The sequence below is a fragment of the Flavobacterium sp. SORGH_AS_0622 genome (genome assembly GCF_030818825.1).
Lineage (GTDB): Bacteria > Bacteroidota > Bacteroidia > Flavobacteriales > Flavobacteriaceae > Flavobacterium.
Genome location: NZ_JAUTAX010000001.1, coordinates 1,848,628 through 1,862,311, shown reverse-complemented (window position 1 = coordinate 1,862,311; position 13,684 = coordinate 1,848,628). Strand labels below are relative to the sequence as shown.

The 13,684-nt window shown below is 33.2% G+C and carries 11 protein-coding genes; 2 read left to right on the top strand and 9 right to left on the bottom strand.

Translation table 11 applies throughout. The annotated features are described in order from the left end of the window. Positions 1-80: 80 nt before the first annotated feature. The 5 genes from QE431_RS08060 to clpB form a co-directional block, all read right to left on the bottom strand. Complete coding sequence (locus tag QE431_RS08060) at positions 81-971, bottom strand: carbon-nitrogen hydrolase (RefSeq protein WP_057118408.1); 891 nt, start codon at positions 969-971, stop codon at positions 81-83. 80 nt (positions 972-1,051) lie between these two features. Next, positions 1,052-1,522, bottom strand: coding sequence for a DUF6169 family protein (locus QE431_RS08055; protein ID WP_307294829.1), 471 nt, complete (start codon positions 1,520-1,522; stop codon positions 1,052-1,054). A gap of 313 nt (positions 1,523-1,835) precedes the next feature. Further along, the gene (locus QE431_RS08050) at positions 1,836-2,246 is read right to left on the bottom strand and encodes a hypothetical protein (RefSeq protein WP_307294827.1); all 411 of its coding nucleotides are present in this window, start codon (positions 2,244-2,246) and stop codon (positions 1,836-1,838) included. 338 nt (positions 2,247-2,584) lie between these two features. Next, on the bottom strand, positions 2,585-3,466 hold the full coding sequence (locus tag QE431_RS08045; protein ID WP_307294825.1) for a DUF808 domain-containing protein: 882 nt from the start codon (positions 3,464-3,466) through the stop codon (positions 2,585-2,587). 414 nt (positions 3,467-3,880) lie between these two features. Continuing rightward, positions 3,881-6,478 carry an ATP-dependent chaperone ClpB gene (gene clpB, locus QE431_RS08040; RefSeq protein ID WP_307294823.1) on the bottom strand — a complete coding sequence of 866 codons (2,598 nt, stop codon included), beginning with the start codon at positions 6,476-6,478 and terminating at the stop codon, positions 3,881-3,883. Positions 6,479-6,684: 206 nt separating this feature from the next. On the opposite strand from clpB, the gene ytxJ reads away from it, so the two are divergent. After that, positions 6,685-7,074 carry a bacillithiol system redox-active protein YtxJ gene (gene ytxJ / locus QE431_RS08035; RefSeq protein ID WP_134141745.1) on the top strand — a complete coding sequence of 130 codons (390 nt, stop codon included), beginning with the start codon at positions 6,685-6,687 and terminating at the stop codon, positions 7,072-7,074. A gap of 94 nt (positions 7,075-7,168) precedes the next feature. Here ytxJ and QE431_RS08030 read toward each other — a convergent pair whose 3' ends face one another. Continuing rightward, positions 7,169-8,335, bottom strand: coding sequence for a hypothetical protein (locus tag QE431_RS08030; RefSeq protein ID WP_307294818.1), 1,167 nt, complete (start codon positions 8,333-8,335; stop codon positions 7,169-7,171). Then, entirely contained in the window at positions 8,332-9,330 is a 999-nt protein-coding gene (locus QE431_RS08025) for a DUF2157 domain-containing protein (RefSeq protein ID WP_307294815.1), read from the bottom strand. The genes QE431_RS08030 and QE431_RS08025 overlap by 4 nt, the downstream gene beginning before the upstream one ends. A 267-nt stretch (positions 9,331-9,597) precedes the next feature. Here QE431_RS08025 and QE431_RS08020 point away from each other — a divergent pair, with 267 nt between their 5' ends. Beyond that, the gene (locus QE431_RS08020; protein WP_307294812.1) at positions 9,598-10,914 is read left to right on the top strand and encodes a T9SS type A sorting domain-containing protein; all 1,317 of its coding nucleotides are present in this window, start codon (positions 9,598-9,600) and stop codon (positions 10,912-10,914) included. Positions 10,915-10,992: 78 nt separating this feature from the next. On the opposite strand, the gene argH is transcribed toward QE431_RS08020, so the two are convergent. Both argH and QE431_RS08010 read right to left on the bottom strand, forming a co-directional pair. After that, a complete protein-coding gene (gene argH / locus QE431_RS08015; protein ID WP_307294809.1) occupies positions 10,993-12,273 on the bottom strand; it encodes an argininosuccinate lyase in 1,281 nt (426 codons plus the stop codon). A 178-nt stretch (positions 12,274-12,451) separates the two neighbouring features. Next, positions 12,452-13,522 (bottom strand): M20 family metallo-hydrolase, encoded by a 1,071-nt coding sequence (locus QE431_RS08010; RefSeq protein ID WP_307294805.1) that lies wholly within the window; start codon positions 13,520-13,522, stop codon positions 12,452-12,454. Between the last annotated feature and the right edge of the window lie 162 nt (positions 13,523-13,684).

The following is a 13,684-nucleotide window of genomic DNA, read 5'->3' as shown; positions in this document are numbered from 1 at the left end:
AAACCGCCTTTTTATTTGCACATAAAAAGGGACAAAGTATAAGCTGCTTTGTCCCTTTTCAATTATAAAAATAAATTTAATTATTTATCAATTGCTCTTTTTGTAATGTCGCCAAAAGCATCAATTCTTCTATCTCTAAAGAACGGCCAGTTTTGACGAACATTTTCTTGTAAATCTAAATCAACTTCTGCAATTAAGATTTCTTCTTTATCGTGAGAAGCTTGAGCTAATATTTCTCCTTGAGGTCCAGCGATGAAAGAAGCTCCCCAGAATTGAATTCCTTCTGTTCCTTCAATGTATTTTTCTAAACCAATTCTGTTAGCTGCAGCGACAAAAACACCATTTGCAACGGCATGACCTTTCATTACGTTCATCCAAGCTCCGTATTGGTTTTCTCCGTATTGTTCTTTTTCTTTAGGATGCCATCCAATTGCAGTTGGGTAGAATAAAACCTCTGCTCCTTTTAAAGCTGTAATACGTGCAGCTTCTGGATACCATTGATCCCAGCAGATTAAAGTTCCAACTGTTCCTTTTTTAGTTTCAATTGCTTTAAAACCTAAATCACCTGGCGTAAAATAGAATTTTTCATAGAAATGCGGATCGTCTGGAATATGCATTTTACGGTATAAACCTGCTTCAGTACCATCTGCATCAATGATATATGCACTATTATGATAAATTCCAGCCATTCTTTTTTCGAAGAAAGGAACAATGATTACCACTCCTAATTCTTTTGCCAATTCGCTGAAAGCAATAAATGAAGTACTGTAAAGTGGTTCTGCTAATGCAAAATTATCTACATCTTCGCTTTGGCAGAAATAATGACTGCTATATAATTCAGGTAGTAAAATAACTTCCGCACCTTGACTTGCAGCGTCTCTTACCCAGCTGATACATTTTTTAAGATTATTTTCAGCAACATCATTAAGGTTTAACTGAATTACTGATATTTTATATTTTCTTTTCGGCATGACATAAAATTTAGAGTGCAAAAATAGTAAATTTTAGAGGAATCTCAAAGTGCGTAAACTCTATGCTTTTAATATAATATCTATTTAAAGGTAGAAAATTCTTCCAATTGTAAATTAACTTTTTCAATAATATTATCTGCAACGTAAAATTCTGGTCTAAAAATAAAACTTAAATGGTACACAATATTTTCGTCCTGCACAGGATATTCAAAGTTAATTTTTGAAAATTCATTGTAAGGTGTATTTCTATACCATTTATCAAAAAGTTTTTTTCTAAAATCCTGCTTTAAATCTATACTATCGCAAACATAATTCAGAATAATATCAGGATAAGCTTGAAAGTAATTATTTATAATAGCAGTAATTGTGATTTCTATTAATGGATCATTAAAAAATTTTTGATTATTAGATTCATAAAAATCTATTGAATACAATTTTTCAAAAGAATCATTAAAATTCATCTTTCTAAAAGTAACAAAATACTGTAAACCGTATTTTGTGGTAAAATAAAAAAGAGGGTCTAAACCCTCTTCTGAAATATATTGATACATAAAGAAATTCTATTTTTTCTTTAATCTTGCTAAAACTTCCTTTCGATGTTTTTCTTTTAAATCCACCATTTTTTTAAGAACAGAAACTGTCTTATCATTTGGCTGTATGATTATAGTTTTTTCCATGGCTGTTTTTGAATTATGAGACAAATGTAAGAAAAAAATATATATTTATTTAAATGCAATGAAATTACAAAAAATCACAAAAGAAACATTCTTACAATTCATCAAAAACAAAAACCATTTCACAGCAGTTTAAAATTAAACATTTGCAAAATGGTTTTACAACCTAAAAAATCAACTATGCAAGTTGTTACTCGATAACTACTTTTTGAGTTAAGAATTCTGTTTCTGATTTTTTGAATTTAATTTCAAAAGTTCCTTTTACTGTTGATTTAAATTTATAAACTGTTTTCTTAGGTTCTGGAACTTGTTGTGTACAAACTTCTGATGGATATTTTGCAATTACTTGTAATCCTTTTTCTGTTCCAATTGTTACTTCAGAGATTTTGTCGAATTCAGCACAAGCATTATCTACAATATACATTACCTCATAGCTCAATTCGTCATTTACTTTTCCTGTCGCTGGTCCTTTAATTTCTGTTACTAATGCTGCCTTTGTATTTTGGTTTACTGGCTTTTCATCGTCGTCGTTGTTGCATGAAACAAATGCAATTGATAAAAATAATACTACCAAAACTGACTTTAATCTAAAACTTTTCATATAAAATAATAATTAATTGTTAATTACTATGAAGATGCGGGTTGGTTGCAATGGTTGCTTTGAAAAAATGTTAAAAATTTCTAACCGGACATTAAACACTTATAAATCAAAAACTTATTTATTAAAAAAAAGTTTTACAATTACCGTTAATTCTTATGAAAATAAAAAGATCTTACTTAGCCCCGATAGAAGCGGCATCCTTTTTCCCGCTTCTTTAGCGGGGAAAAGATATAGCGGATAGCGGGACAAGAAGTACTTTTGAAAACGAATTAGCGTGCTTCTAAACAAAAAAAACACCAGCGTTAACTGATGTCTCTTTTAAATATATTTTCTTTTTTTTATTTAGCTGTTTTCTTTTTAAAAAGCTTTTTGAAGAGATTTACAACTCCCAGAACAATAAATCCCATTACAAGTCCAATGGAAAATTCTTTTACTATTGCGGGCAATGATGGGAAAAGATGATGAAAGAATTCAATGTTGTGAACAAATAAGCCGCCCGCAACTAATATTAATGCAATGGTTCCAATAATAGTTAATGCTTTAATTACTTTTGGAAGCGCTTGAACTAAAATGTTTCCAACAGTTTTTAAAAGGCTGTTTTCTTTTTTACTGTGCTGAATCATTTTGAAACCTACTTCGTCCATGCGAACAATAAGCGCTACAATACCATAAACACCAACTGTTGCAATTACGGCAATAATCGATACTGTAATAATCTGCGACAATAATGGTTTTCCGATCACAGTCCCTAAAGCAATGATCACAATTTCTACAGAAAGAATAAAATCGGTTACAATTGCAGATTTTACTTTTGCTTTTTCTACAACTAGAATTTCTTCTTCGGTTAAAACTTCTTCAGTAATTCCTTCTGCTTCTTCGTGTTTGTGCGGAAATATGAATTCGTATATTTTTTCGGCTCCTTCGTAAGCTAAAAACAATCCTCCAAGCACTAAAATTACCATGATTGCGATTGGAAAAAATGCACTTAATAAAAATGCAATTGGAAGAATAATTATTTTATTCAGCAACGAACCTTTACTAATTGCCCATAAAACGGGAAGTTCTCTTGATGAAGCAAATCCTGATGCTTTTTCAGCATTTACTGCTAAATCATCACCCAGAATTCCAGCTGTTTTCTTTGCAGCAACTTTACTCATTACTGCAACGTCATCCATAATTGCTGCGATATCATCTAATAGAACGAAAAAACCTGAAGCCATTTTTTAAATTTATTTTAGTGATGCGAATCTAGACATTTTGACTTAATCTTCCCAACAATATCTTGTCAAAATTTATCGATTTATTCGTAATTTTCTCTATTACAATCTGCAGAAAAATTAACTGCATTGTCCTAAAATAACCCAGATAATAATAAAAACTAAAATAGTTCCGAAACATCCTCCACCTAACTTTTTTGCACCATATCCTGCGATTAAACCTCTAAATATATTATTCATAGCTTTTCTTTTTTTAAATTAATTATTTGAATTTGTTTGATTTATATTAATTATAAAATTCTATGTTTTTAATAAATCTGTTGTTACACAAATGAGGGTAAAAGTTTCAGAATTCACGGATAAAAAAAAGCACCAGTAAAATACTGATGCTTTTAAGATTAACAATGAAAAAAAAAATTAATTAGCTGTCTGGTTTCTAAAAACCAATTTGCCATCGAAAGCGTCTAATAAAATAATGCTCTCTGTTGTTATATTTCCTGCCAGAATTTCTTTTGACAGCTGGTTTAAAACCTCTCTTTGTACAACACGTTTTACAGGTCTTGCTCCAAATTGAGGATCATATCCTTTGTCTGACAAGTAAGCAATTGCTTCTGGGGTTGCATCCATTGTAATTCCTTGTAATGCCAGCATTTTTGTAACGCTCTTAAGCTGTAGGCTTACGATTTTCGAAATATTTTCAACGGTAAGCGGTGTAAACATTACGATTTCATCAATACGGTTGATAAACTCTGGACGAACAGTTTGTTTTAATAATCCTAGAACTTCGTTTTTAGCTGCTTCTGTTGCTGCTTCTACTCCACCTTTCAGATTTTCGAATTTCTCCTGAATAATCTGGCTTCCCATATTAGAAGTCATGATAATAATTGTGTTTTTAAAATCAGCCAGACGACCTTTGTTATCTGTTAAACGCCCTTCATCTAGAACCTGTAACAGTATGTTGAAGGTATCTGGATGTGCTTTTTCGATCTCGTCTAACAATATTACAGAATATGGTTTTCTACGAACAGCTTCTGTCAATTGACCTCCTTCATCATAACCTACATATCCTGGAGGCGCACCAACTAAACGGCTCACACTGTGGCGCTCTTGGTATTCACTCATATCGATACGCGTCATGGCGTTTTCATCATCAAAAAGATATTCGGCCAATGCTTTTGCAAGCTCTGTTTTACCAACTCCTGTTGTTCCTAAAAACAAGAATGTTCCAACTGGTTTTTTCATATCCTGTAAACCAGCACGACTTCTTCGAACAGCATCACTTACAGCTTCAATCGCTTCTTCCTGTCCTACTACACGTTTGTGTAACTCATCTTCAAGATGCAAGAGTTTTTCTCTTTCTGTTTGAAGCATTTTCATTACTGGAATTCCTGTCCATTTTGCTACAACTTCGGCAATATCTTCTCTGGTAACTTCTTCTTTAATCAAAGATGTACCCGATTGGAACTCAAGTAATTGTTTTTGCAAAGCTTCCTGACGTTCCTGTGCTTCTTTTATTTTTCCGTAACGAATTTCGGCCACTTTTCCGTAATCACCATCACGTTCTGCACGTTCTGCTTCATACTTAAAGTCTTCTATTTCAAGTTTTACAGCCTGAATGCCGTCTACAATATCTTTTTCAGATTTCCATCTTGCATAGATTTCGTTGCGTTCTTCTTTCAGATTCGCCAAATCCATGTGAAGAATCTTCAATTTGCTTTCTTCCTTCTCGCGTTTAATGGCCTCGATCTCAATTTCAAGCTGCATAATTTTACGATCCAAAACATCTAATTCTTCTGGTTTTGAATTGATTTCCATACGCAGTTTAGAAGCCGCCTCGTCCATTAAGTCAATCGCCTTGTCTGGTAAAAAACGGTTTGTTATATAACGCTGAGAAAGTTCAACTGCTGCAATAATAGCCTCGTCTTTAATTTGAACTTTATGATGCGTTTCGTATTTTTCCTTGATTCCGCGTAAGATTGAAATCGCACTTTCTGTATCTGGTTCGTCGATTAGAACTTTTTGGAAACGTCTTTCTAACGCTTTATCTTTTTCAAAATATTTTTGATATTCGTCTAAGGTTGTTGCTCCAATTGCTCTTAACTCACCACGAGCCAAAGCTGGTTTCAAAATATTAGCCGCGTCCATTGCGCCTTCACCTCCACCCGCTCCTACAAGCGTGTGAATCTCATCAATAAACAGAACAATATCACCTTCTGCAGAAGTTACTTCTTTTACAACAGATTTTAAACGTTCTTCAAATTCTCCTTTGAATTTTGCACCAGCGATCAATGCTCCCATGTCCAGTGAGTAAACGATCTTATCTTTTAAGTTTTCTGGAACGTCTCCATCAACAATTCTGTGTGCCAAACCTTCAGCAATTGCAGTTTTACCAACTCCAGGCTCCCCAATAAGCATTGGGTTGTTTTTTGTTCTACGAGTCAGAATCTGCAATACACGACGGATTTCTTCGTCACGGCCAATAACTGGATCTAGTTTTCCTGTACGTGCTAATTCGTTTAAGTTTTTAGCATATTTGTTTAACGAATTATAGGTTTCTTCAGCAGATGCCGAGGTTACTCTTTCGCCTTTACGTAATTCTTCAATTGCAGCTTTTAGACCTTTACCAGTAACTCCCTGATCTTTTAAGATCTGAGAAACTTTACTTTTTGAGTCGAAAATCGCTAAAATTAAATGTTCGATCGAAACATATTCGTCGTTCATTTTTTGTGCAATAATTTCAGCTTCATTCAACGCTTTATTGGCGTCTCTCGAAAGCAGAATGTCGCCTCCTGAAACTTTTGGAAAACTCTGAATTGTACTGTCTAGAATTTGTAAAAACAAAGGCACATTTACATTTAATTTTTTCAATATAAATGGCGCCACGTTTTCATCAACTTCAAAAATTGCTTTGAAAATGTGCTCATTTTCAATTTGCTGCTGGCCATTTCGTTGTGCTATTTGCTGTGACAACTGAATGGCTTCCTGCGATTTAATAGTAAACTTGTTAATATTCATATTTTTTTCAATTTGATTGATTTTATTTATCTGGTATTCAATAAGATTAAAGTTACAACTTATTGAGATACTTTTTTAGTTCAAATACTCTAACTTTGTACTCGAATAGACAAATTATATTCCATATCAAAAATAAAGACAAAATGACATTAAAAAGATGATTTTTATCATATTTAAATGCCAAAAAGTCATAAAACAAGTCAAATATGAGTTTTTTTAATTCAATCTTCGGAAGTTCAGAGAACTCAGAAGCACCAAAAAGTAAAGTAAACTGGACAGAATTAACAGATATTGTTCAATTAATGGAAATCGAAGCAATATCAAATGAAAAACCAGTGGTTATCTTTAAACATAGTACAAGATGTAGTATCAGCCGAATGGCATTAAAACAATTCGAAAGAGATTATGATCTTGAAGGAATTGTCGATGCGTATTTCTTAGATTTGATTGCTCATCGCGATATTTCAAATGAAATAGCAAGCAGATTCGGTGTTTATCATGAATCTCCGCAATTAATTTTAATTAAAAATGGAAAAGCAGTTTATAATGTTTCCCACAGCGATATTGATGCACAAGCTTTAAAAAGTAAAGTGTAATTTTTTTTTTTGTAAAATGTAAAATGTGAAATGTGAGACAGTTAAGGAGTAATAGTTATTTCTTCTCACATTTCACATTTTACATTTTACATTTCTAAAAACTTCCATCAGAACCTCCTCCACTGAAGCCTCCACCTCCAAACTCCATAGGAGAAGCTTGTGGTTTTACTTCCGGTTTCATTCCAAAAGTAGAAGCTACTACTAAAGCTTCAGCGTTTAAAATAGCATCTGAATGATTGATTCTATCAGGTTTAAAAGTTAAGCCACTTTCCTTTCCTTTTAATTTTTTAATGGAGAAATAGGCAATTGCAAATAAAATAAGCCCGCCAAGAGTCAGCGCAACTTCTATAGGTAAAACTGCGTAATAAAAACGGATTGTATAAATTGAAAATCCAATAGCTAAAAAACTGATCCACAACATTATCCTATCTTTTGTTTTAAAAGCCTGAACCAAATACACAATTGGAACAATAAAAGTAAATCCGTAGAAGAAAAATGCAAATGGAATATCAGTTCCTGGTTTAACTTCTGTTCCTAAAAGTTCTGCAGAAAGCTCTCTAACTACCAGATAATTACAAGAAAGATAAAATAGCACTAAACAAAAACTATTGGCTAATAGAAGTCCATTGTAATAGTAACTTTCGTTTAGATTATTAATTAATTTCTTTGTTACAAAATAAAAAATTGCACTTAAAATCATTGCTGTAAAAGGCAGAATAGCTTTTCCTAAATCTCCGAATTCAAACATTCCGAAAAATAAAAAAGCTGTTACAGCTAGACAAAACACCAGCATCGATAGTAAATGTAAATATCTCAAAAACATAAAAATGGCCACAACAGCCACAAAGAAAGCAATAACTATTTCATAACCTTCTGTAGTGATTCCGATCGCAAATCCCACATTTAAAAGTGCTCCTAATATAAATGAATCATCTAAACCATGGTTATGGAAATTCTGTTTTGCTAATAATTCTGAACCTACAAAACCAACAGCAGCAAACAAGTAACAGCAAATTTCAAGAAAGATATGTTCTGAACTTAATCCTAAAATAGAAATTGCTCCACATATCGAACTATACAATAAATTCCCCAACAAAAAGAACCCCAGCCTCACCAGAATATTATCTTGACTTTTAAAAACGGGTAATTCTTTTTTTATAAACTTCTTCTGCTCTTTGCTTATAAAACCTCCTTTGTATAAAGTATCGGCTTCATCAACTAATGCATCATTATTTAATATTTGTTTGTCGTATACTATCATTCTGCGATTTCTTTATGAAAGTTTTTGATTAATTTGATGAACATTATAATTGAACCGATAAAATAAGCCGGCAATAAGAAAATAAATAATTCCCAAATATTGGAGAAATCAACATTTTCGAAAATTCTAAATATCAATATATTTATTCCAACATAACCGTACACAATCATAAATACATAGATCGACATTGCTTTGAATTCGTAACTAACTTTATAAAAATAAAATGTTGAACCAATTAAAACACCTGCGAAAATCAGCCAAATTAAAATGTAATGATGCAGTAAATTGCTTATTGCCGCAATACTGATAATATGCAGAGCAAAAGTTAGAAAGATCAAACTAAAATGAGTTTTAAGGGAAATTCGATTACTATAAATGGTCCATACTATGAGTAAAACTCCCAGCATAACAGCAGAATAGCTCAAACTATCGCTGGCATAAAAATCATTCCCGTTTAATAAATCCTGAGGCGTTACCGAAAGTCCGATATAAGCTGCTAAACCCGTTACGGCAATTGTTAATACGCTTTTATTGTCGAAATAGTAAGCACAAAAGAAACTGACTATCGTTGGAACTAAAGTTGCCAATCCGTAATGTTCTCCAAAAGGTTTGTACTGAAATTGAAGATAACCAATAAAAATACAGGTTAAAATATTTGCTAGTAAAACCAGATATTCTAGAACAGGATGTTCAAAAGTTGTTTCTGCTTTTTGAAAGCCTTTGGAATTTTTAAAGCAGTAATAAAAACATACCGCTATTACAAGTAAAAGAATCGAAAGAATAGCAATATGACCAATTGTATCTATATTTTCATAGATCAAGATTCCAATTCCTGAAGTAAACAGCAAAACTGATAAATAAAGAAATAACTTTAATTCTGCATTTACCGAAAAAATATTCAACTTTCGATATGCTTTAACTTCTTCAAACTGATTTTCTGTAATTAAACCTTTTTCATAAAGACCTAGAGTAGACTGCTCTTTAAATTTTTTCATTCGCATTATTTAAAGTAATAATCAAATATATGTATTTAGCATGAATTTTCTCCTTTTACTTCAAAACCTTTTCAATCGCTACTTCAATCTGTCAATCTGATTATTAATACCATGCAATTTTATTAGTGTAAGAACAACACTTATAAGTCTTGTAATCAAAACTTTAAATGATAAAAAATTGATAAATTGATTTGAAATAATTTTTATTCTTTTACATTTGTGCAATCGATTACATTAACTATTAAAACCACAAAAAACCACGCTTAAATGAAAACAAAACTTATCCTACTCTCATTGCTTTTGCCTTGCTCTTTTCTTTTTGCTCAAAATTATTTTATGAGCTCACCCGAAGGATTTGGAGCTTCTGCAACTGGCGGAGGAACCTCCACGCCTGTAACAGTTTCTACTTTATCCGATTTAACAGCAAAATTAAAATTAACTACTCCACAAGTAATATTAGTTTCAGGCACTATAAATTGTACCTACACTAGCCTTCAGGTAAATGATAAAACCATAATTGGACTTCCCGGTGCTCGATTAGTTAATCTGGATCAAACAGCAGCAGGTTCTGGAATTTTAAATTTAAAAGCAGGTTCGAATAATATTATTATCAGAAATTTAATTTTTGAAGGCCCTGGTGCTTATGATGTTGACGGACGCGATAATCTAACCTCTGAAGCAACCAATATATGGGTTGATCATTGTGAATTTCAAGATGGAATGGATGGAAATTTTGACAACAAAGGTGCAGCAGATAATGTAACTGTTTCTTGGTGTAAGTTTATTTACTTAAAGGCTCCAAAATCTGGCGGATCCGGCGGTGCAGATGACCACCGTTTTTCAGATTTAGTAGGCTCTTCTAAAAGTGACGCACCTGCTGATGGTCATTACAGCATTACTTTCAAAAATTGTTATTGGGCAGAAGGCTGTAAAGAAAGAATGCCTAGAGCAAGAAATGCAGAACTGCATATTTTAAACTGTTATTATAATACCTCGGTTTCGGGTTCGCTCGCAATTGGATTGGGTGGAGGAAATAATAATACGACTTGTTATGTCGAAGGAACTGACTTTGCTAAAATCGGAACTGCATTTAAAAATTATGTGAGTACAGATGGCGGTACAATTGGCGTTGCTTTTACAGATTGTTTAAATGCGCCTGCAAGTTCAGGAACCGCTGTAACTAAGCCTTCTTATACTTACAGCACTTTACCAATCGCTAACGTTGCAGGATTCGTTTCGAATTCTTCTTGTGGTGCTGGAGCAACACTTCAAGTTACTGCTCAAGGTGTTTTATCTACAAGCTGCAATAATTTAGGATTGAATGAAAATGTAAATAATCTAGAATTGAAATATTATCCGTCGGTTATCAATCGTCTTTTAAACATAGATTTTTCAAGTAGAGATAATGGATTGGCTCAGGTTAATTTATTTTCATCGAATGGTGCAAAAGTATATTCGCAATCAAAAAATATTTCTGCTGATGAAAAATTAGAACTGAATGTTGGAAATCTTGCAAAAGGTTTATATATCTGTAAAGTACAAATAGAAAACAGAAGCAAGACTTTTAAGCTGGTAAAGAATTAAATTACAATAAAAAAGGTCATTGAAAACAAATCAATGACCTTTTACTTTTTACATCCAACTTTTTACATTTCACAAAAACTAAAAAGCTGCTCTCATTTTATCTTTAATTGCGTCTAAGCACAAATTATTGATACTTCCTTCGTGCGTGTGTTTAGTTTCTTTTGGAGATTTATACGTTCCCGCTTCTAATTGCTCAGCAACTGCTTTGTAAGCATCTCTAAAAGGCATTCCTGCTACAACCATTTCGTTTAAAGTATCAACTGTAAACAAATAATCGTATTTTTTATCTTCTAAAATATGATCTTTAACCGTGATATCTTTTATAGAAAATATTGCAATATCCAAACAAGATTTTAAAGTCTGAATCGCTGGAAATAAACCTTCTTTTAAAAGCTGTAAATCTCTGTGATAACCGCTTGGAAGATTATTGGTGATTAAAGTGATTTCGTACGGAAGCGCTTGAATCTTATTGCATTTTCCTCTGATTAATTCGAAAACATCAGGATTCTTTTTGTGAGGCATAATACTTGACCCTGTTGTAAGATGTGCTGGCAGACCAATAAAGTCAAAGTTCTGACTCATATACAAACAAACGTCCATCGCAAATTTTGATAGCGTTCCAGCCACGCTAGTCATTGCAAAAGCAACGGTTTTCTCTGCTTTTCCGCGGCTCATTTGTGCAGCAACGGCATTGTATTTTAAAGTTTCGAAACCTAATTCTTTGGTGGTAAATGTTCTGTTGATTGGGAATGAACTTCCGTAACCCGCAGCAGAACCTAACGGATTCTGATCTACAATTTTTGAAGCGGCGTTCACCATCGTAATATCATCAATAAGACTCTCAGCGTAAGCAGAAAACCACATTCCGAAAGATGATGGCATGGCAATTTGTAAATGCGTATAACCCGGTAATAAAACGTTTTGATGTTTTTCTGCCGATTCCATTAATAAGTCAAAAAGTGTTTTTACCTGTTCTTTTATGGCTTTTAATTCGTCTTTAAGATATAAATGAACATCCACTAAAACCTGATCGTTACGAGAACGTGCGGTGTGGATTTTCTTTCCAGCATCGCCTAGTTTTTCGGTTAAGAGATATTCAATTTTAGAATGTACGTCTTCAAAACTGTCTTCAATTTCGAAATTTCCAACTACAATATCAGCAATGATATCGTTTAATGCATCAACCAAAGAAGTTGTTTCTTCTTCAGTTAATAAACCAATCTGTCCCAACATTTTGGCGTGAGCAATTGAACCTAAAGCATCGTATTTTGCCAGAACCAAATCCAGTTCACGGTCGTTCGCAACGGTGAATTGTTCGATTTGTTTATCTGTTGGTATTCCTTTTTCCCAAAGTTTCATAACTTAGATTTTTAGACTTCTTAGATTTTAGACTTCTTAGATTATCACCTAATTTAGATCTAATGTCATTGTTTATACTGATGGTGTTTCTAGCCCCGATAGCAGTGGAAATCCTTTTATTTTTTTCTTTAAAAAATAAAAGATTGGAACGGATAGCGGGATTAGCTCCTAAAAAATATTATAATTTAAAGAAATCAGTTAGTATTTTGATATACAAATCGACTCCTTCTTCAATTTCATTTACAAAAATAAATTCGTCTGCTGAATGCGAACGCAATGTTTCTCCGGGTCCTAATTTTAAAGACTGACAACTCAAAACCGATTGATCTGAAAGTGTTGGAGATCCATAAGTTGTTCTTCCTAAAGCAATTCCAGCCTGAACTAAGCCGTGCGCAACTGGAATAGAAGAAGCATTTAAATGCATTGATCTTGGTGTTACTTCGGCGTTTACATTTGCTTTTACAACTTCCAAAATTTCAGCATTGGTATAACGGTCTGTTACGCGAATATCGACAACCAAATCACATTCTGATGGCACGACATTATGCTGTTTCCCTGCATTGATTTGCGTTACAGTCATTTTTACAGGACCTAAAACGTCTGAGATTTTATCGAATTTATAGTTTTTAAACCATTCCATTACCGGAATTGATTTGTATAATGCATTATCGTCGTTTTGATGTGCGGCATGGCTTGCAGTTCCTTTTACTTTTACATCCAAAACCAATAAACCTTTTTCGGCAACGGCTAATTGCATTAAAGTTGGTTCTCCCACAATAGCGCAGTCTAATTCTGGCAAATGCTTTAAAACGCTGTTTAATCCATTTTTTCCGCTGCTTTCTTCTTCAGCCGAAGCCACAATAACAATATTATGCGATAGATTTTGGTTTTCGTAAAAGTGAACAAAAGTCGCTAATAATGACACCAGACATCCGCCGGCATCATTACTTCCTAATCCAAATAGTTTTCCGTCTTTTTCGATTGCTTTAAACGGATCGTTGGTGTACGCCTGATTGGGTCTTACGGTATCGTGATGTGAGTTTAGTAAAAGTGTTGGTTTGTTTCCGTCAAAATACTTATTGAAAGCCCACACATTATTGTTTTCCCTCTTGAAAGGAATCTCGTTTTGATTGAACCAATTTTCGATTAAAAGAGCCGTCTGATCTTCTTCACTTGAAAATGAAGGGGTTTCGATTAAGCTTTTTAATAAACTAATTGCTTCTTGGGTAAGCGTATCTATACTTTTCATAAGTTTGGTTTCTTTGCCACGAAGGCGCGAAGTCACAAAGTTTTTTAATTTAAATCTGCGACATTTTTGATTGGCGCAAATTTCTAAAATTAAATCCTAAAAGCACTGCGCAACTCCGTTTTTTTGCCACTACTTGCACGAGTTTTCATAAATTATCTTTTT